The 20,876-nt window shown below is 43.0% G+C and carries 19 protein-coding genes; 4 read left to right on the top strand and 15 right to left on the bottom strand.

Features of this window, described 5'->3' with window-relative positions; translation table 11 throughout:
* Window positions 1–35 precede the first annotated feature (35 nt).
* From G4417_RS00630 to G4417_RS00610, 5 genes are all read right to left on the bottom strand, one after another.
* Complete coding sequence (locus G4417_RS00630) at window positions 36–878, bottom strand: carbohydrate ABC transporter permease (protein ID WP_173682267.1); 843 nt, start codon at window positions 876–878, stop codon at window positions 36–38.
* Window positions 875–1,762, bottom strand: a complete 888-nt coding sequence (locus G4417_RS00625; protein ID WP_055154109.1) for a carbohydrate ABC transporter permease — start codon at window positions 1,760–1,762, stop codon at window positions 875–877. The genes G4417_RS00630 and G4417_RS00625 overlap by 4 nt, the downstream gene beginning before the upstream one ends.
* 16 nt (window positions 1,763–1,778) lie before the next feature.
* Window positions 1,779–3,083 (bottom strand): ABC transporter substrate-binding protein, encoded by a 1,305-nt coding sequence (locus tag G4417_RS00620; protein WP_173682266.1) that lies wholly within the window; start codon window positions 3,081–3,083, stop codon window positions 1,779–1,781.
* A gap of 250 nt (window positions 3,084–3,333) precedes the next feature.
* Window positions 3,334–4,341, bottom strand: coding sequence for a LacI family DNA-binding transcriptional regulator (locus G4417_RS00615; RefSeq protein WP_173682265.1), 1,008 nt, complete (start codon window positions 4,339–4,341; stop codon window positions 3,334–3,336).
* 244 nt (window positions 4,342–4,585) lie between these two features.
* On the bottom strand, window positions 4,586–4,849 hold the full coding sequence (locus G4417_RS00610; protein ID WP_330598056.1) for a hypothetical protein: 264 nt from the start codon (window positions 4,847–4,849) through the stop codon (window positions 4,586–4,588).
* Between the two features lie 146 nt (window positions 4,850–4,995).
* Between G4417_RS00610 and G4417_RS00605 the strand changes: the two genes are divergently transcribed.
* The 3 genes from G4417_RS00605 to G4417_RS16800 all read left to right on the top strand — a co-directional run bounded on the left by G4417_RS00605 (window position 4,996) and on the right by G4417_RS16800 (window position 6,967).
* Complete coding sequence (locus G4417_RS00605) at window positions 4,996–6,159, top strand: aminotransferase class V-fold PLP-dependent enzyme (RefSeq protein ID WP_173682264.1); 1,164 nt, start codon at window positions 4,996–4,998, stop codon at window positions 6,157–6,159.
* Between the two features lie 54 nt (window positions 6,160–6,213).
* Window positions 6,214–6,411, top strand: a complete 198-nt coding sequence (locus tag G4417_RS16805; RefSeq protein ID WP_243872035.1) for a LysR family transcriptional regulator — start codon at window positions 6,214–6,216, stop codon at window positions 6,409–6,411.
* 67 nt (window positions 6,412–6,478) lie between these two features.
* Entirely contained in the window at window positions 6,479–6,967 is a 489-nt protein-coding gene (locus tag G4417_RS16800) for a LysR substrate-binding domain-containing protein (protein WP_243872034.1), read from the top strand.
* Between the two features lie 3 nt (window positions 6,968–6,970).
* Here the strand turns inward: G4417_RS16800 and G4417_RS00595 are convergent, their stop codons facing one another.
* The 4 genes from G4417_RS00595 to cobI all read right to left on the bottom strand — a co-directional run bounded on the left by G4417_RS00595 (window position 6,971) and on the right by cobI (window position 12,510).
* Entirely contained in the window at window positions 6,971–9,772 is a 2,802-nt protein-coding gene (locus tag G4417_RS00595; RefSeq protein WP_173682263.1) for an EAL domain-containing protein, read from the bottom strand.
* Between the two features lie 398 nt (window positions 9,773–10,170).
* On the bottom strand, window positions 10,171–10,902 hold the full coding sequence (locus G4417_RS00590) for an ABC transporter permease (protein WP_008706312.1): 732 nt from the start codon (window positions 10,900–10,902) through the stop codon (window positions 10,171–10,173).
* 73 nt (window positions 10,903–10,975) lie between these two features.
* Window positions 10,976–11,818, bottom strand: coding sequence for an ABC transporter ATP-binding protein (locus tag G4417_RS00585; RefSeq protein WP_118593020.1), 843 nt, complete (start codon window positions 11,816–11,818; stop codon window positions 10,976–10,978).
* The gene (gene cobI / locus G4417_RS00580) at window positions 11,815–12,510 is read right to left on the bottom strand and encodes a precorrin-2 C(20)-methyltransferase (protein WP_173681034.1); all 696 of its coding nucleotides are present in this window, start codon (window positions 12,508–12,510) and stop codon (window positions 11,815–11,817) included. The genes G4417_RS00585 and cobI overlap by 4 nt, the downstream gene beginning before the upstream one ends.
* Window positions 12,511–12,755: 245 nt before the next feature.
* On the opposite strand from cobI, the gene G4417_RS00575 reads away from it, so the two are divergent.
* Window positions 12,756–13,274: a hypothetical protein gene (locus G4417_RS00575; protein ID WP_025578865.1), complete on the top strand. Its 519-nt coding sequence runs from the start codon at window positions 12,756–12,758 to the stop codon at window positions 13,272–13,274.
* An 81-nt stretch (window positions 13,275–13,355) separates the two neighbouring features.
* On the opposite strand, the gene G4417_RS00570 is transcribed toward G4417_RS00575, so the two are convergent.
* From G4417_RS00570 to G4417_RS00545, 6 genes are all read right to left on the bottom strand, one after another.
* Window positions 13,356–14,666, bottom strand: coding sequence for an alpha-L-fucosidase (locus G4417_RS00570; protein WP_118520030.1), 1,311 nt, complete (start codon window positions 14,664–14,666; stop codon window positions 13,356–13,358).
* Between the two features lie 23 nt (window positions 14,667–14,689).
* Window positions 14,690–17,191 carry a transglutaminase domain-containing protein gene (locus tag G4417_RS00565; RefSeq protein WP_173682262.1) on the bottom strand — a complete coding sequence of 834 codons (2,502 nt, stop codon included), beginning with the start codon at window positions 17,189–17,191 and terminating at the stop codon, window positions 14,690–14,692.
* The gene (locus G4417_RS00560) at window positions 17,191–17,937 is read right to left on the bottom strand and encodes a copper homeostasis protein CutC (RefSeq protein ID WP_173682261.1); all 747 of its coding nucleotides are present in this window, start codon (window positions 17,935–17,937) and stop codon (window positions 17,191–17,193) included. Before G4417_RS00560 ends, G4417_RS00565 begins: the two co-directional genes overlap by 1 nt.
* A 98-nt stretch (window positions 17,938–18,035) precedes the next feature.
* On the bottom strand, window positions 18,036–18,797 hold the full coding sequence (locus tag G4417_RS00555) for a DeoR/GlpR family DNA-binding transcription regulator (RefSeq protein WP_173682260.1): 762 nt from the start codon (window positions 18,795–18,797) through the stop codon (window positions 18,036–18,038).
* A 102-nt stretch (window positions 18,798–18,899) separates the two neighbouring features.
* Complete coding sequence (locus tag G4417_RS00550; protein ID WP_081018937.1) at window positions 18,900–19,874, bottom strand: ABC transporter ATP-binding protein; 975 nt, start codon at window positions 19,872–19,874, stop codon at window positions 18,900–18,902.
* Between the two features lie 3 nt (window positions 19,875–19,877).
* A complete protein-coding gene (locus G4417_RS00545) occupies window positions 19,878–20,867 on the bottom strand; it encodes an ABC transporter ATP-binding protein (RefSeq protein WP_022380021.1) in 990 nt (329 codons plus the stop codon).
* Between the last annotated feature and the right edge of the window lie 9 nt (window positions 20,868–20,876).

The raw sequence follows: 20,876 nt of genomic DNA, 5'->3' as shown, positions 1-20,876 counted from the left end.
GCCTCCTGTTTGCATTTCTCAATCTTACTGTTGTGTTATTTTACTGCACCGGCAACAACACCGTTCATGATCCATTTCTGACAGAAGATATATACGATCAGTACAGGTGCCAGTACAAGCAGATAAGAAGCAAATGCCAGGTTATAGTCTACAGAGAACTGGCTCTTGAATACATACTGTGCAAGCTGTAAGGTCTGCTGGCTCTCATCACTTAAGAGTACCAGCGGCATGTTGAAGTCGTTCCATGTCCACATAAAGGAAAGAATCGCTACTGTTGCAGTAGTTGGTTTTAATACCGGGAAAATAATCCGGCTGAAAGTCTGGATAGGGTTGGCCCCATCGATCATTGCTGCTTCATCCAGTGCTTCCGGTATCGCCTTGATCGCACCTGTATAAAGGAAAATGTTCATAGGCAGACCGAAGATAATGTATAGAAAAGTAATACCGTAAATATTATCCAGATGGAAGGCATTCGCCTGTACAACCAACGGAAGCATGATTACCTGGAATGGGATAAACATAGCACTGATAAAGTAGTAATACATAACGGAAAAGAATTTACTCTTTTTCCTGTTTCTGGTTATTGCATACGCTGCAAAGGAGTTTGTGATCAATGTAAAGATCAGGTTGATCACTGTAATAAATGCAGTGTTAAAAAATTTCTGTGGGAAATCGGTCATCACCCAGGCATCTACGAAGTTCTGCAGACGCAGCTTTCTGGGCAGTGCCAGTACGTTATTCATATCAGATGGATCCTTGATGGCGATCATCAATGCCATATACAGAGGCAGAAGAATGATCAGCACAATTCCTATGATAAGAAGAATCGTTACAGGCCAGTTGTAACGTTCTTTTACCTTCGCTACACCCTGTTTCATCCTAACTTCTCCTCTCTCTTCTCAAGTATACGCAGCTGGAATATAGAAATCAGTACAACTACGATGAAAAGCATAACTGCATTGGCTGACTGGTAGGCGAACTGTCCTCCACCGAATCCTCTCTTATAGATCAGGACTGCAATGGAAGTGGTTGCGGTTCCAGGTCCACCATCTGTCATGGCCATGATCTGATCGTAAACCATCAGGTAGCCTTTGGCAGAGAGTACCATATTAATGGTAAAGGACGGTGCCAGAAGAGGGAATGTGATCTTGCTGAAACGTTTAAAGCCTGTAGCTCCGTCCAGGTCAGCAGCTTCATATACATCTGTATCAATAGACTGGAGTCCTGCAATATAGATCAGTGTATTAAATGCACATCCGATCCACAGAGATACTGCAATGATTCCCCAGATTGCATTGTTGGTACCCAGAATATTCACACTGAGAGCCTTGATTCCCAGAGCTTTTCCAAGCTCCGGAACCAGGTTTGCAAAAATATAGTTAAAAATAAATCCCACAATCAGACTTCCCAGCATATACGGCAGGAAATAAAACGCTTTAATCGTATTTTTGAATTTAATCTTTGCATTTAACGCGCATGCAAGCACAAGGCTGATCACATTAACCAGGATCGTGGTGATCACAGCAAATTTAAAAGTAAAAATATAAGCATTTCCTGTATCTGCATCTACAAACATATGCAGGTAATTACGCAGCCCTACGAAATTCCACTCTCCGTATCCTCTCCAGTCAGTAAAGCTGTAGAACACACCTTTCAGGAACGGAATTGTATGGAAGATGAAAAATAATACTGCAAGAATACCAACATAAATATAGTAAATTTTGTTGACAGCAGGTCTTTTACGATTCACTGCTTTCTTCATAGGCTCATCCCCTCACTTAATCTACATTCGCAACATCATATTTCTCATCACACTTTTTCAGGAACTGATCGATGTTTTCCTTATCATCCATTCCATTTGCACGATTTAAACTAAATTCAGCAACCAGTGCAGCCATATCCAGTCCTGATGGATAGTAATGGTCTTCAAAGTTAGCAACTTTACCATTGCTGATGTCTTCCTGTACGCCTGATACTGCTTCATCACTCTGCTCTACACCCTTTAATGCTGAGAATGAGAACTGCTCATCAATATAAGTCTGTATATTTTCTTTTTCCATCATAAAGGAAACGAAATCTTTGGCTGCATCTACATTAGAGCTGTTCTTACTTACGCCCAGAAGCACATCCACACCTGAGGTAACCTTGTTCTGGGATTCATCATTGGAAGACGGCAGTGCAAACATGTTTACTTTTACATCCGGATTAGCATTACGGTACTGGCTGATTGCCCAGTTTCCGTTGATGATCATTACAGCGTCACCGTTGGCAAATTTCTTGTTTCCGTCATCATAGCTAAGTCCCATGTAATCATCCTGTGCATAATCAAGAAGTGTCAGATATTTCTCTGCAATCTCCTCATGTGTTCCCACAAATGTTGTCTTGCCTGCTTTGCGGTCATCTGCAAAGTTCTCCGGTGCAAGGTCTGCTGCCATGGAGTTCCACGGTGCAAGTGATGTCCATGCGTCTTTGTAAGTCATCAGTAATGGCTGCTCGCCTGCATCCTTGATTTTCTGCAGAACATCTATAAACTCATCCCAGGTCTTCGGAACTTCCAGTCCAAGCTCTTCAAATTTCTCTGTATTGTAGATGACACCGGCAGCATTTGTGGCAAATGGAACACCATATATAGTCTTTTCTTTATCCTTATTTACATCGTAAACCATGTCAATATAGGCTTCCTGTACATCCTTGATATAATCCTGATCACCCAGGTCAAGCAGCACACCTGCACTCTCAACCTCAGTGTAGTTGTTATCGCCGCCTATTGCTATGACATCAGGCATATCATTCTTTGCCATTCTGGTCTTTAATACTGTTCCTGCATCCGGTGGAGCAGTAACCTTTACTGTCACATCATCATGGCTTTCATTATATTTGTCTACCAGTTTCTGAATCGTATCCTTGTTCTCAGGTTTTGTGGAAAAAAGCTCCAGCTCTGTTTTACCTGAGCTGCTTTTTGCGGAAGAGCCTGCATCGGATGAACCACCGCATCCAGCCAGAGTACCTGCAATTAAAGTACCAATTACCAATGTGCTAATAACTTTTTTATTCATCTTATTTCCTCCATGTTTTAATTTCAACTTTCCATCCTCCTCACCATTAGAGGCATACGGAACTGTTGCCGTGAGATCAGAAGCTGCGCAGCATCAGAAGTTTTGAAAGACTGTCCGGACACGTCTGTCCCTCTTTCGGATTCCTTCGATGTACTTATTATATACCACGGAACAATATGAAATCAATAGGTTTCTCGTGAAATTTAAAATATCTCTAAATTTTCCATTTGTATTTTGTGCAAAACCTCCAATAATAAACCATAAAAAAGAGACCCTGCTACTCTTTCACAGAATCTCTCTTGATCAGCCGCACAGGGCTTTTGATATTCAATTCTTTCATAGATTCCCCGGCAATCATTTTTATCAGACGCCGGTATGCCAGAACCCCCTTCTGATGTATATCCTGATGTACAGTGGTAAGCTTGGGCCTGACAAACTCTGCAAAAATGCTGTCGTCATAACCTACAATTGATATCTGATCAGGAATCCGGATTCCCTGGTCAAAGAAATAGTTCATAGCTTCAATCGCATCATAATCAGAGGAAAAAGCCAGTGCCCTTGCTCTCAGAAACCGGGGCAAAAGCTCCTCATATTTTTTCAGACGTCCTGTTTTCTCACCAGGCACAATAATCAGGCGGGAACGACTGCAGAACTCACCATTTTTCTCCATAGCCTGCTTAAATCCCATCCATCTCCTGGCATCACTGTCTCTGTCTGTCTCTGCAACAAATAAAGCCTTGCGATAGCCACAGGAATATAGATATTCGCCAACCTGATAACCACCGGAATAATCATCTACGCCCACATTCTGAAAAGTGTACTCTCCCTCCGGATAAGCATCTATCAATACCATTTTTTTGTTCAGCTTCCGTGACAATTGATGGTATCTTTTCTCATCATATCCCAGAATGATTAATCCCTCCACATTCCATCTGGATGCCATATCTACTACATTATCAATCTTCTCACCACCAATAAGCATGACAAAATAGCCGTTTCTTTCCGCCTCTGTCTGTATAGTGCCCACAAGCTCCCCCACAAAGGAGTCCTGCAGAGCCTGCATACCATGAGTCACAGCAAATCCCAATACTACGCCGATGATCCGCGAGCCATGTCCCGAAAGCATAACAGAGCCCATATGGGGGACATAGTTCTGCTCTTTCAGAATGCGGGTGATCTTATCTATAGTTTCCTGGGAAACTCTTTTAGTATTTCCATTGATCACATTGGAAACCGTAGTCCGGCTCACCCCTGCCATATCTGCAATATCCTGAAGTCTGATCATTTAAACGCCTCCTGCTTTACGATATTTTATAGATTCATACAATAGTGTTAAAGATATCCTTGTCTATAAAATGTTTATACCATATATATGTTTTTAAGTAAACTTCCGTTCTTATATCATTATAAAAACGCAAGCATAGCGGGCTACGCTGAGGCTTTTATACCTGTGCAATCGAATTCGCAGACAAGCAAATGGTATAGTTAATGGTACTTTTATTCTTCATCCGCATGATAAATTCCAACAATCAGGATTCTTCTTTTCTCATGGAGTTCACTGCCGCAATTACAGCAACTACCACAATCCCAATAATAACTGCGATCTTTCCATTTGCTGTAGGACCTTCACCGGAAGATGCCAGTCCGAAGTTATGGGCAAAAGCAGCACCTGCCATCAAACCGAGAACGGTCACAGCGGAGTCTGTATTTCCCTCGCCTGCAAGGATCGGCTGTCCCGCAAATCCCGGATTGAAATAGGATGTTCCTGTAACTGCACCGAGGATCAGATTCATTATAGTCGTATTTTATAGTTATTTATAGAAATCATTTATAAGTTGTACTATACTACAGATAAGATATGATGTTAGGGTCAAAAAGTATTTTTTCCTGACTTGATATCCACGAATTGCTATATATAAAAATCGGGGGATTTGTTACTATGAATAAAATCTATCTGGATCAGGCCAGTACGTCTTTTCCAAAAGCACCATCTGTGGCACAGACAGTTTATGATTACCTGTCAGGCTCTGCTGTGAATGTGAATCGGGGAGGATACCGGGCAGCTTATTCTGTGGAGGAGCAGATTTTCGAGACAAGAGAACAGCTTCTGAGGCTCTTTCACTTTACTTCCGGAAAGGGTAAGAATGTTATTTTTACAGAAAATATCACTGCAAGTCTGAATGTTCTTCTGAAAGGACTTCTGAACCCCGGCGATCATGTACTTGTAACTGCCATGGAGCATAATGCAGTGATGCGTCCTCTTGTACAGCTGGAGAAACATGGAATTTCTTTTGACAGAATCCCTTGCGCTTCTGACGGCAGTCTTCTGCTTGATAGCGCAGCTGCACTCCTTCGTCCTGAGACTAAGCTTGTGGTCTGTCTTCATGCTTCCAATGTATGCGGAACTGTCATGCCTGCACAGGAAATCGGAAATTTCTGCAAGGAACATAAACTTCTTTTTATTCTGGACACTGCACAGACGGCAGGAACCATTGACATTGATATGGAGAAATATCACATAGACGCACTGGCATTTACAGGTCATAAGGGACTCAGAGGACCACAGGGAACAGGTGGTTTTCTGATCCGCAAGGAGCTGGCAGCACAGATTGATCCTCTTATCAGCGGGGGGACAGGAAGCGCCTCACATTCTGAGGAAGTACCGGCATTTCTTCCGGATCGTTTCGAGCCCGGAACTCCCAATATACCTGGGATTCTGGGACTGCATGCCGCACTCTGTGATCTGGAGAAACAGTCCATGGAAGAAATCCGCCAACATGAATTAATGCTGACACAATACTTTATGGATGGTATCCTGAATCTGGATCCTGAAGAAAAATTTCTGCGTATTATCGGTAAAAAAAATACTGAAAACCGTTGTGCAGTTGTATCCATCCAGACCTTACATATGGACATGGCTCAGGCCGCCTTTAAGCTGGACAGTACTTATGGAATTATGACAAGAGTCGGCCTTCACTGTGCACCAAATGCACATAAAACCCTTGGAACATACCCGGAAGGTACTCTCCGGTTTTCTTTCGGACCTGAGAATACAAAACAGGAATTGGATATTACTTTAGATGCATTATCTGCATTACTATAGAAATCCTCTTAAATAATGCATTAAAGAGGATTTCTATAAAAGGAGATTTTCACAATGGAATTTAAACAATTAGAAGCATTCGTTGCTGTCGTGGATTACGGCAACTTTTCAGAGGCGGCCCGCCGCCTCTACCTGACACAGCCCACGATCAGTGCACATATACGCTCTCTGGAAGATGAACTGCATATGAAACTGATCATCCGTACTACAAAAAAAAACAACAATCACAGCCAAAGGCTACCAGCTTTATGACAGTGCAGTCCGTATACTGGAGATCAGAAATAATCTGCTTGAGAATTTTACAGGTGCCCACAAACATATGATAGATCTGGCTCTGGTAGGCCAGAATACACGTGATGAGAGCTGCGTATTTATTCCTTTCTGCCATGATGAGCTGGTTATTGCAACTCCTGTAACAGATCACTATCTTGCACTCAAGGACAGAGAAACACCCGCTATTTTTCATGATTTCCTGAAAGATCCTATTATCCTCAGGGAAAAGGGCTCCGGCACAAAAAAAGAAATGGACCTTTTTCTGGAGCGCACAGGCATCACAACAGGCAATCTGAATGTGATCGCCCGCATGAATGACCTGGAAAGCATCAAAAAGTCCATTGTTAATGGTCTGGGAATCTCTATTCTTTCATCACGCTCTGTCAATGACCTGCTGAGGACAAAGCAGATTCTTGTCTTTCCGCTGGAGGAAGCTGCCCATAAGCGCAGTTTCTATATAGTCTACAGCAAAAACAGGATTCTGAAACCCCATGTAAAGCAGTTTGTACAGTTTGTGCGAGACTATTATATGTAACTGTTATCTGCCGGCATCCAGCAGTTTCACAAACTCTTCCTCCGGCATCGGTTTGTAAAAATAATAACCCTGAATATAATCACAGCCGTTGTCTCTTAAGAACTCGACCTGCTCTTTAGTTTCAGCACCTTCCGCTATAATCTTTATATCCATAGTATGTGCCATTTCAATGATGAAGCGGATAATACTGCGTGTTTTGGTATTGGTTTCTATCTGCCGCACAAAACTCATATCAATTTTCATAATATCAAAGTTGTAATTCTGGAGCATTCCAAAGGAAGAATATCCGCTTCCAAAATCATCCAGGAGCAGCAGAATCCCTGCTTCTCTTAATGCCTCCAGAGTTGCATTTCTGTCTGCCTCAATGGCAGCATAGGAAGTTTCTGTAATCTCCATTCTGCACAGACCGGACGGCATGGAAGCATCTGCACATTTCTTCTCCAGCCAGTTCATGATCGTCTCATCATAGAAATCCATCCATGACAGATTAGTTGATACCGGAACTGTGATCTTATCGGACTGATAACGTTTCTTCTGAAATTCATTAACCGAATCCAGCACATACAGATCCAGTTCGGAAATATGTCCGCTTTCCTCCAGTGCAGGAATAAATACACCCGGCGAAATAAATCCCTTTTCCGGGTAGAACCACCGGATCAGAGATTCTGCTGATGCAATCTTTCCGGTCATTGCATCCACAACAGGCTGAAAATATACTTTGAACTGTCCCTGCTCAATCCCTTCCTCCAGTTCACCTGCTAATGTTGCTTTATCTATATATATATTCTTCATGGAAGAATCATAAATCTTATATGACTGGACAAACTCATCTGTAATATATCTCTGGGCAATCTTTGCCCTGTCAATCATTCCATTCACAGACATTTTTTTCTTTTCAAGCATAAAAATCCCACATTTGACAGACAAATGAAGTGTTTTTCCGCCCCGGGTAAGTTTCTTCTGACACATTCCGGCAAGCATATCCAGATCGAGATTCTTACGTTCTACCAGACAGATAAAATGATCTGCGTCCTCACGTGCCGATACCAGAGGCTTCAGCTCTGATTTCCGGACATCTTCGTACACTTTGCGCAGCATCATATCTCCGATTTCTGTTCCAAAAAGTTCATTGACTGCCTTGAAATTCTTAATATCGAAAAATACAACCGCATATCCGGTTCTGTCTTCACTTTCTTTCAGGATCCGTTCCACATGACGGATAAAACCCTGTCTGTTATATCCGCCCGTCAGAATATCCTGTTCAAATTTCTCCGTAATATCCTCAACTGTAGCTACAATAATGTCAAAAAATTTATTGAGGTAAAAAAATGTATAGTTCTTTAAACATTTCTCCCCTTTTTTATTAAACTGATGAACAGAGAAAGAATATCTATCTTTCTCCTGCAGTTCTTTCCGAATGGTATCAAGACGCACACATTTTTCATATACGGATTTCTCATCATCCGGAACAAATTTCTTCATAACTTCAGTAACATAACCGGAATAACTGATCTCTTCTGCCAGAACCATCTCCATGGCACACATACCCGGATGATCCAGTCTCACACAGTCTCTCTGCCCGTCAATAATCTCTATTCTGTCAAAATTCTTTCTGTACAGCATATGCGGAATCTGCTCTGAAAAATAGTTTTCTGTAATATCAGAAAAATAGATCAGTGCTTCCAGCCTGTCATAAGAAACGTTCCGGACCATCTCAACTGTGGTTCTGATCATCCTCAGACTGATTCCTTTTGCGGCATACACAGGACATTCCCATTGGATCATATCTTTTCCCTGTGTCAGACACTCCCTCAGATTATCTACACAAAATACCTTTCTGTACTGAGTTCTCACTTCTCTCTGCGGAATAGACTGACTGATCCGCTCAATATAAGAATCCAGTGGTTCATTTACATCTTTCAGCTCCAGTGAAGCAATCCTGCTGTTTGCCATAATACAGCTTCCATCCGAAATATTTACTGTAACTGAGGCAAACGCATCTTTTGCATGACGTATGATCTTATCCAGCTGTTTCAGATATTCATCATTGATATCCCGGATATACATCATGGCAATCTGGTCATCCGGTTTATATTCTGCACTTCTGATGACTTCCATACATACCCAGCGGTACTCCTGTTTTATCAGAGTTCTGTAGTTCAGGTAAATGCGTTCTCTGCCTTTCGCAAGTTCTCTTCTCAGATTATCTATACTGCAGAATTTCAAATATTCTTCCTGATCCTCTTCATAAATATACTTATAATCAGCCATCATTTTAAGGCTTTCAGAAAGACTTGGAAGCATGGAAACAGTACTGTCTTTTTCTCTTATAACTGTATAACTATCTGTCGAGAGATTAATCTTGAGTATCCGGTGAAAAATAGATGATAACATTTTCATCGCATCCTGCAGGTCTCCCGTCATCTTATCATGCAGCGCAATCGTACTCTCAACACGATGAAAGACCGTCATTGCATCAAAGGGACGTGTGAAGTAATCACTTGCTCCCAGCCCATAAACCCGACGGATGCTATCTTCGGAAGTCTCTGATGAAATACAGATAACAGGCAGCATATCCAGCCATTGCTTTTCCTTCATAACAGCAAGTACCTGATAACCATCCATTACCGGCATGATCAGGTCAAGGAGCACCAGCTTAAAATCCTTATGGCATCTTTCAAGGATTTCAACTGCCTGCTTTCCATTTTCAGCTTCACAGATATCATATTTATCTTCCAGCATACAGGAAAGGATTTCTCTGTTTAATTGTGAATCATCAACGATTAATATCTTTGGCTTACTCATATAATGTATGCCCTTTCTTCTGTTATTATGGCTGTGTGAAAATTTAACCGGACAGATGCCAGAATCAACTGTTCGTGTGCTAACAAATTGATTATACATAATTTAAGTATATCATCCAAAGGATAAAAGTCAATAATTGGATATACTGCCAATATATGGGTTACTGTTCACTCCGTTCACAGTAACGTTGCCAAAATTCATTCCAGATTGCCTGCGGCAATGGAATTTTGGCTTGTATGTCTCGGGATTTTGGCATATTCATGCCAAAACACCTCGCGGGATAGTGGTGTGTGAACAGTAACATATATGGTTCCCTGTTTTCTCTTTACAAAAATTCACATTGATATATAATACATAAACAGATCAAGGAGGAGCACAGGCTCCTCCTTGTCAGTCAGTTACAGATTTTTCTTCTTATAAATAAACCATGATGCTGCTACAGTAAACACCAGCAGATAAAGAAGCAGAATCCCAATACCAGTGTAATTCACTGCCTCACCTGATGAAATGCTTCTCATCAGATGGCTGGTCTGGGATAATGGCAAGGCTGATACAAACTTGCCTACAAATCCCGGAAGTTTCTCTGTTGAGAAAAAGGTGTTACACAAATATGCCATAGGCATAATGATATAATTGGAAAACCTCGGCACGTCTGCGTGGTTTTTTGCCAGAAAGGAGACCACCACGCCGATGGCTGAGAATACTGCTCCGTTCAGGAACATCACCAGAAAGGACCATCCGTTGAAGATCAGTCCTGTCTCAATAGGTGCTGTAAGAAGCAGTATGATTCCTCCTGCATACAGACCGCGCAGACTTCCCCCGATGATCTGTCCGGCAATAAACTGCCATAATGGTGTGGGGGAGATCATCACCTGGTCAAAAGCTTTCTCATACAGTCTCTGCACGTTCAGATTCTGCGCAATGGCGTTGAAGCTTCCATTCATAGTTGTCAATGATACCACACCCGGAATCAGAAAGTTCAGGTATGGCTGTCCATGAGAAGTGGTCTGGATTCCCATTCCGAATACGATCAGATACATTAGCGGTGCGATCATTGCCGCCAGCGTGATCTTATAGAAGTCCCGGCGGAATTCTACCCACTTCTCCCATAATATTGTTATAATTCCCATACATTTTTCTCCAGATTATTCTAACTTTTTTCGCAACCACCGCAGGGGACTTCCCTGATTCGGTTAATATCTGCTATTTTGAAATCAAATGCTTCCCGGCTCTTTCTACAAAGACGTCTTCCAGTGTTGTCTCGCGAAGAGACGCCTGCCCTGTAAGCTCTTCCAGATACCGGATTGCTTCCTGTCGTGTATGGAAATAGTGATTCTGTGTTCCATCTGCTGTCATCTCGTCCACTGCATAAGCACCAAGACTCTCGATCAGTGCTGACGGAGTACTTACCTCCTCCAGCTTACCATGATCCATCAGTGCCACACGATTACAGAGACTCTGTGCTTCTTCCATATAGTGAGTGGTCAGAAGGATCGTCAGATTTTTCTCATTAAGCTTACGCAGAAGATTCCACATCTGTCTTCTGGAAAGAGCATCCATACCTGCTGTGGGTTCATCCAAAAGCAATATCTCCGGATCTGTCAATAATGCCCGACAGACCATCAGCTTACGCTTCATTCCACCTGAAAGCTTACGGACTGTACGCTTGCGGAATTTCAGCAGGTCACAGAACTCCAGAAGCTCCTCTGTTCTTTCCTTTATCTGCTTTCTGGGCATAAAATAGAGACGGCCCTGATATTCCATGATCTCATCCATATTCATATCCTGACGCATGGAATATTCCTGGGTGATCACACTGATTTTTCTTTTCAGATCGGGACGTTGTCTTGTAAGCTGCTGACCGTCTATGAGGATTTCTCCCTTTGTCGGAAGAAGAAGGGTTGAGAGCAGGCTGATGGTCGTTGTCTTGCCTGCTCCATTTGGTCCGAGAAGACCAAAAAACTCACCTTTTTCAATTTTCAGGTTCAGGGAATCCACTGCTGTAAAATTGTCAAAAGTTTTAGTCAGATCTTTTGTCTCTATCATTTCTCTTCGGCTTTCTCTTTGGCAATGATCAGGGAATAATATCCTGCATCATCCGGAATTTCCTCTACGCTGTTATAGATATGTTCATCCGGCATACCACAATTCTCTACCATACGGACTTCGCGGCCGCTTCTTTCAAGGATTTCCTTCACCTGATTCATCTTTCTTCCGGATTTCATAAGCACATAGGTTCCCGGCTGATCCAGTTCACTGTCAAGACGGTGAACTGCAGGCTGTACATGAAGGGGCTGATTCCACTCTGTAAGCGGGATATTCAGGCGTGCTGCTGTTGCGCAGAAGGAAGTGATGCCACTTACCAGTCTTGTCTCATATCCATCCGCTTCTACTCTCTTCTGTACATATGAAAATGTTGAATAGATAGTCGGATCTCCAAGTGTCAGAAATACTACATTCTTACCTGTATCAAGTGCCGCTTCCAGTGCCTTGGCACCTTTTTCATGGTTCAGTTCCAGTTCTGCCTTATCATGTGTCATTGGCATATAGATTGGCAGAAGTTCCTTCTTGGCAAGCTCAGGTACTGCCTGTACTGCGATCTTATATGCAACTGTTTCACGCACCTCTGCGCCCGGTACTGCAATAATATCATTCTCTTTGATCAGGCGCACTGCCTTTAATGTCATAAGTTCCGGATCTCCGGGGCCAACTCCTACTCCGTATAAAATTCCTCTCATTACCATATCCTCCTGTGATTTACATATACATTTTTATGATATCAGAATTGCATGAGCTGCTTCGCAGCAAAGCAATTCACAGATATTCATTTATTGTGCTCACTGTTCACTACGTTCTCAATGATGTTGCGTGCGGACAGTATCTTTTATTATACTAAAACAGGATAACTTTTTCAACAAAGTATTGACAATTAATTTCAATTGTGGGATGATGAAAATTATCGAATTTAAGTGAGGAAAGAAATATGAGAAAGATTTTTGCAGTTCTGGCAGCTTTAATCTGCTGTCTGTCAGTATGGACTTCTGTTCCTGCTGCACAGGCTTTCACTCTTGATAAAGAAGATGGGGAGTATTCCATCCAGGTAGAGCTGGAAGGCGGAAGCGGCAAAGCCAGTGTCACTTCACCGACTTTGATCACTGTGAAAAACGGCGAAGTAACTGCCGATATCCAGTGGAGCAGTTCTAATTATGACTACATGATCGTTGACGGTAAAAAATATCTCCCTGTCAATGAGGAAGGAACGAATTCTGAATTCCAGATCCCGGTTACCATTATGGATGAGAGCATGCCGGTAATCGCAGACACTACCGCCATGGGCACCCCTCATGAGATCAATTATACCCTGACTTTCTATTCCGATTCCATCGGTTCCAAAAGCCAGATGCCGCAGGAAGCAGCGAAACGTGTTGTTGCTGTTGCCCTTGTTATTATCATAGGCGGCGGGATTCTGAATTATTTCGTAAACAAGAGAAACCGTTGTTGAACCAGGCAGACACCTGCATCTCAGTTCGGTTAAGAAATACAAAAAAGCTGCCATCCGGCAGCTTTTTTGTATTCTATATCTTTATTCAGCCATCTCCACTTCCAGCACATAGTCTACAGGATCCGGCAGTACAGGATCCGGACCGAGGTCAACAAATGCGATATCCGGATAATCGCTGTGCACCCATAAAGTAGAAATCGGCACTTCATGTCCGTCATCCAGGGCACGTACTTTCACAATCTTATTCTTGTCAAAGCCGATCAGCGGCAGTGGTCCTAATGTATTCTCATAAATATGGACATAATACTTATTTCCATTTCTGGTGATACGTCCGTAATCCGGTTTCGGGATATCTGCTGCCGGAGCGCATCCATAGATACTGTCATGGTTCTTATCCATCCAGCGTCCGATTTCCGCCAGAATCGCCGAGGACTCTTTCGGGAATTTACCTTTCGCATCAGGTCCTACATTCAGGATCATATTTCCACCTTTGGAAACGCACTCTACCAGCTTCTTGATCAGCATGGAAGCAGGTTTGTAATAGTGGTCATTTGCACAGTAGCCCCAGTTATTGTTCATGGTGAAGCATGCTTCCCATACCATCGGATTCCCTTCTTTGTCGCAGATTCCTTCCGGCGGAATGATCTGTTCCGGGCTTACAAAATCGCCATGATATGGTGTCGGATTGCAGTCATACAGAGAACCTCTTCCCTCACCGCTGACTTCCAGACGGTTATCAATGATGATTCCCGGCTGTAATCTGCGGACCATATCTATCAGTCTTGTTGCTCCCCATTTCTCGCCCCGCATATCATCATATGAAAAGTCAAACCACATAATATCGATTTTTCCATAATTTGTGCAGACCTCTTCCACCTGATTGTACATATACTCTATATAACGAGAAAAATCTCTGTTTTCATTACTGCATTCCGGATGGTTTCTCATAGGATGGATGCGGTCTCCGTAATGAGGATAGTCCGGATGATGCCAGTCAAGTAAGGTGAAATACAGACCGACTTTCAGACCTTCTTCGCGAAGAGCTTCCACATATTCTTTGATCAGATCTCTTCCTGCAGGTGTATTGGTAACTTTATAATCTGTGTATTTACTGTCAAATAAACAGAAACCATCATGGTGTTTTGCAGTCAGAACCACATATTTCATACCTGCTGCCTTTGCCTCTTTTGCCCACTGTTTCGGATTATAGTCTCTGGCATCAAATTCTTTCATAAACGGAAGGTATTCTTCCTCAGGCATCTCCTCTGTACTGCGTACCCATTCTCCTCTTGCAGGAATAGAATATAATCCCCAGTGGATAAACATTCCGAAACGGGCATCCTGATACCATTTCATACGTTCTTCATATTCTTTTCTGTTAAACTGATACATGATTTTTTATCTCCTGTATTTATTTACATTAATCTAAGCAGCATATCCCCGGTTCCTACATTGTAACCGCTGGTCGCATAAATCCCATTCAGGGTTCCATTCGTCACAATAATCAGCGGAAGTTTGTCCGGATCTACGTACATACGCCTTCCCAGAGTATTGATAATCTCTGAGAAATCATCATAATAAATCTGAATATTTTTTAACTTTGCAAGTGCTTTGGACAGTGTCGGTGTCTCCAGTGCTTCTTTACTTCTCACTACAAAAATAATCTGCTCTGCATATCCTGCGAAAGCCTCTTCCTGCTCCATCATTTCATTTAAGATATGCTCAGTAGGCTCTTTTTCTTCTTCCAGAAACATCAGGATACGTTTCCCGTCTGCTGTAAGGTCAGATGCTTTCACCTCTGTACCATCCTCAGTTTTCAGCATGAATTCCGGCATGGAAATATTCTCCAGCATATCCTCCAGGTCTGCTTCCCTGAGTACCAGTTCAATCTCCTTTGTCTCTCCGGGCTGAATTTCAAAATGATATTCATTTGCAAACATATTTCCATTTGGGAGTCTGTTTGAAGTAAGGATCCTGTAGTTTCCGGATTCCAACGGCAGATTCAGGATCTGATCTTCGAAATTCTCTGCTCCCAGTTTCAGTGATGTATATCTTCCATTCTCCAGTTTTGCAATACTCCAGTTCTGGAAATATTTCCACTGTACAGTCTCTCCTGCTTTCAGGATCAGAGTACAGTTCTTCTCTGTTCTTGCAAGCACAGGAACGAATCTTCCGTTTTCCATATATTCCATAGAACGATCATGTGGATTCAGTCTTGCCGCTACTCCAAGGGTTCTCGCTATTGCAACAAACAGGATTTTCTTTGACAGGAAGCTTCCTGTACAGGTCCTTATGCATCCTGCCGGTGTTGTGATCACACTGGAGCGCTCTTTCTCCGGTCTGGAAACAATTGCCTTCTCGATCAGATTCCAGATTCTGGAAGGATCATCTCTCAGCTCCTGTTTCTCAGCTCTGGAAAAATGCTTCTTAATCTCTCTTCTGTATTTCTGAAGAACTTCATCATCTACTCTTGGATTTAACACATAAGATACAAAGGTATCCTTTTTCATCATACCATGATATGGGATTGCCAGCTCCAGGTGTTCCTCCAGAACGTCACTGATACAGTCAGTTCTGTCTTTCTCTGTGAGAACCCTCAGGAGATCTTCTCTGTATGAGGCAGCAATGGCTTCTTCTATCCTGTTTACCTTTTTTTCCAGGAAACGTTCACATTCCGGATTTGACCAGTTTCTTACTTTCTGCTCTCTGTGTACATTGGCTGCTACCAGACGCTTATTTCCCTTCGCCTTCTGTTCCGGAGTCGGCATGTCTGTGTTTACAGGTGCATCATGAGGAGCAAATATATCTGCTGCTGTCCATTTTTCTGATTCGCCGTCATTTCTTTTATCCTGCGGTACCAGACAAAGTTCACAGTTATCTTCTTTCTCAGTGTTCATAACTGTTTCTGCATAGAACCACTCGCCGTCAGAACACATTCTTGCGGAAATATGCAGACTTCCAAGTCCTGTTGTCAGTCTGGCAGTTCCTTTACTGTCTGTTTTCTTCTCTGCGATCGGTGCATACTCTGAATAGTTCAGTACCTCAAAGGAAACCTCAGCTCCCTCTGCGGGTAACCCCTGCGTATCCTTTACTGTTACTGTAATTTCTTTGGTTACTGCATACCTCTTCAATTCATTCAGCATGGTCACCATACCATCTGTGCCGATCACCTCGCCTTCCGGGATCTTGGTATCAAACACACGTGAATGGATCATCATTGCTCTGGAAGAAGCGTTTGTAAACCATCCTTTATTCAGGATTTCTTCGGGCTCACAGGCTCCCAGGAAGTACCATTTGCCATCACACCAGATTTCTACCCAGGCGTGATTGTCATCGCAGTGAGACCACTTCGGTGCATATACCTGACGGGCAGGTACACCTACGCTTCGCAGTGCATTTACCGTGAACACAGACTCTTCACCACATCTGCCATTTCCTCTGCGGTATACAGAAATCGCAGATAAAGTACGGTCATCTGTACAATGATAAGTAGCTTCTTCGGCACACCAGTAATTCACTTCCAGCGCTGCTTCTCTGAAGTTCATTCCCTGTATTCTGCTTCCGATCTCTGTGCGGAAGTAAGTTCTGCACTGTGCGATTTCTTCCTCATTTACTCTGTGAAACAGCACATAATTCAGAAAAATTTCTTCCGGAAGATCTGCAACCTGTGGATTCTCTTTCCAGAGCTTTACACCATTCTCTGCATAGTCCAGAAATACTTCAAATGGATAATTGCCAATATCACTGTACGGCATAAACGCATATAAATATTTACATGCAAGTGCCACTTCCTCTGTACATTTCTGTAATTTCTCGTCTACAGGCGCAAAAACCCGGGGCAGGTTCTTTGCCTGCTCCAGGTAGTTCTCTTCAATTCGGCCCCTGTTCTCTTTTAAAAAAACCCTTGGTTCTGCCATTATAATTCCTCCAGAACTTTCTTTGCGGCACGGATATTATTTACATCCGTACGCCATATCTCATATTCGCTCAGCATCGGAAGTCCCATATTGACTCCATCCTTGCGAAACTGCATCTCACTGTCAATGACTCTCTTTCCGGTCATATGATAAGCCCTGACTCCTGTAAGCGGATAAAGCTGGCGGATCACTTCTGCTCCCACGCCGCTTCCTGCCTGGATCGTGATACGTCCCTGACTCTTCTCTACCAGTTCCTTCAGCAGATCTGCCCCCTGCAGACATACATTGCGTTGTCCTGAAGTAAGGATCGTATTGATTCCCAGTGAGATTGCCTTTTCCATTGTTTCTATTGGATCCACACATACATCAAAAGCTCTGTGAAGGGTTACCGACATATCCCCTGCCGCCTCCATCAGCTCTTTCATCTGTTCCATGTTTAATGTGCCATCCGGTTTCAGCACCCCAAATACAACACCTTCGGCACCCATTTTCCTAAAATCTTCCACTGCATGCTTTATCATGGAAAATTCTGCATCTGTATAGCAGAAATCTCCAAAACGCGGACGGATCAGAGCATGAATCCTGATATCCGAACGCTTTCTTATCTCATCAAAAAGCCACGGTCCCGGAGTGGTTCCGCCGATGATCAGGTTACCGCAGAGTTCCAGCCTGTCTGCGCCTCCCTCAACCGCTGCCATAGCAGATTCTACAGAATCTACACAGGCTTCCAAAATATATTCTTTCACGTACTTGCCTCCATCTTTTTTCATTTAAGCCAGACAGATCATCCTTTCTGCTGACTGATTTACCCAGATCAGATAAGTCCCCCGAAGACTTACCTGCATCAGAACAATTTCACCCCTGCTCTCTCCAGTGTACTCACGATCGTATCATCTGGAAATTCATCCGTAACAATTCCGCTGATATCATCGAAGTATGCATATTTATAGGAATCATTGAAATAGAATTTATCCCTTTCCATAACAACATATTTATGTCTGCTGCTGTGCACGGCTGCTTTCTTTGTCAATCCGTCCTCTACCCCCAATGTAGTAATTGCACAATCAGTCATATCCACACCGCAGCTTCCTATAAATGCACGGTCAAAGCTATATTGTTTGATCACTTCTATCGTTGCAGCTCCCATAAATCCGTTTACTGTCTGATACATTGTTCCCCCTGTACCGATTGCAGTAATGGACGGATTTGTGGCAAGGATCTGCAGGATATCTATCATATTGCTCACCACTACCACACGCATATTTGACGTGGCAAGAAGCTTTGCCAGCTCGATATTTGTGGTAGAAATATCAAGGAAAATCGTCTCATTATTCTTGATCAGTTTAAATGCTTTGGCTGCAATTGTTCTCTTTTTGTCAAGGTTAAACTGGCGTCTGTCTACTACGTTTCTTTTCAGCGGATAATCCTGTGAAAGGATTGCGCCGCCGTAGGTTCTCTTTAACTTACCGGCGTTTTCAAGAATCTTAAGATCTTTTCGGATACAGTCTTCTGTGACCTGAAACATCTCACTTAATTCCTTAACCTTGACTTTTCCGTTTTCACGAAGGCATTTCTCTATTGCGCTTTGTCTTTCCTCAGTAAACATAGCCCCCTCTTTCCTCATCCATTCATGATAACTTGTATCTTTCAGTGAAGCCTGTTTTCTTCACTGTTCATCTTCAGGTGTAATATTGTTATTTTGGAATTCCTATTCTGTAAGTTTTGGATAATGACATTTTACAATATGACCCGGTGCAATTTCAACAGGTGTCGGCACCTGTGTCTTACATTTTTCTGTACAATGTGGGCAGCGTGTATGGAACAGGCATCCACTTGGCGGATTACTCGGACTTGGAAGATCACCTTTTAAGGTAATACGCTCTTTCTTCACTTCCGGATCCGGGATCGGAACTGCGGAAAGAAGTGCTCTTGTATATGGATGTCTCGGGTTTGCATACAGTTCTTTCTTCGGAGCTGTCTCTACGATCGTACCCAGATACATAACACCGATCCTGTCTGAAATCATCTCAACGACACTCAGGTCATGGGAAATGAACAGATAGGTAAGATTAAAGTCTTTCTGTAACTGCTGCAGAAGATTTAATACCTGCGCCTGGATAGAAACATCAAGGGCAGATACCGGTTCATCTGCAATGATCAGCTTTGGCTGCACTGTCAGTGCTCTGGCAATTCCGATACGCTGGCGCTGACCACCGGAGAATTCATGTGGATAACGCTCTCCATGAGACGGGCTTAATCCTACAGTGCCGAGAAGTTCATGTACTTTCTTAAGACGCTCTCCTGCACTCATGTTTGTGTGGATCAGAAGTGGCTCACCGATGAGATCCTGAACTTTCATTCTCGGATTCAAGGAACCGTACGGATCCTGGAAAACCATCTGAATATCAGAACGCAGCGGACGCATTTCTTTCTCGGAAAGTCTGGAGATTTCTTTTCCTTCAAACCAGATCTCACCGGAATCCGGTGTGATCAGATGATCGATCAGTTTACCTGTCGTAGATTTCCCGCATCCGGACTCACCTACCAGCGAAAAAGTCTCGCCTGGATAAATATCAAAAGATACGTCATTTACCGCATGAACAAATTTCTTCTTGCTGAACATTCCTCCGTTTGCCTGGAATGTTTTCTTCATATTCTTTACTGATAATAACGGCTCGCTCACAGGTTACGCCTCCTTTCCGGTTTTGTTGAGCAGATGGCATCTGCATTTTCTGGTACCTGCTTCGTTGATATCTGCAAGCTCCGGTTCCTGTTGATGACAGATATCCATTGCATATTTACATCTCGGTGCAAACTTACATCCTTTCGGCATTACGGACAGATCCGGTACGCTTCCCGGAATGGACGGAAGAGATTCCACACCACTTCCAAGTTTCGGTACAGAACCGATCAGACCCTGTGTATATGGATGTTTCGGATCTGCAAAAAGTTCCTGCACAGGTGCTTCTTCTACGATTCGGCCGGCATACATAACAACAACTCTGGAACACATTTCAGCAACAACACCAAGGTCATGTGTAATCATCAGAATGCCTGTATTCTTCTTTGCCCTGATGTCCTCCATCAGCTCCAGGATCTGTGCCTGAATGGTAACGTCAAGGGCTGTAGTCGGCTCATCTGCGATGAGAAGCTCCGGCTCACAGGACATTGCCATAGCGATCATAACACGCTGACACATACCTCCTGAAAGCTGGTGCGGATAACTCTTTAATGTCATATCCGGTTCAGGGATACCTACTGATTTCAGTACTTCGAATGCTCTGTTATGCGCTTCTTCTTTTGAGAAATTGTTATGGAGCAGGATTGCTTCTGTCAGCTGTTTCTCAATTCTCATACATGGGTTCAGAGAGTTCATCGGCTCCTGGAAGATCATGGCAACTTCACGTCCTCTGATCTTTCTCATGCCTTTTTTATCTTCTTTGAGAAGATCCTTGCCATTAAGCAGGATCTCACCGTTGGAAATCTTACTGTTGCGTGCCAGAAGTTTCATAATGGAGAGGGAAGTTACGGATTTACCGCATCCGGACTCTCCTACCAGACCAAGAATCTCACCCGGCTGAATGGAGAAGCTTACATTATTAACTGCTGTCACCCATGTTTTATCTCTTTTAAACTCCGTACGGAGGTTCTTTACTTCTAATAATTTTTCTGCCATGGTTTCTTC

The organism is Blautia wexlerae (assembly GCF_013300825.1).
GTDB lineage: Bacteria > Bacillota > Clostridia > Lachnospirales > Lachnospiraceae > Blautia_A > Blautia_A wexlerae_B.
Note: the sequence above shows the minus strand (reverse complement) of the source record. Positions and strands in the feature narration are given on the sequence as shown.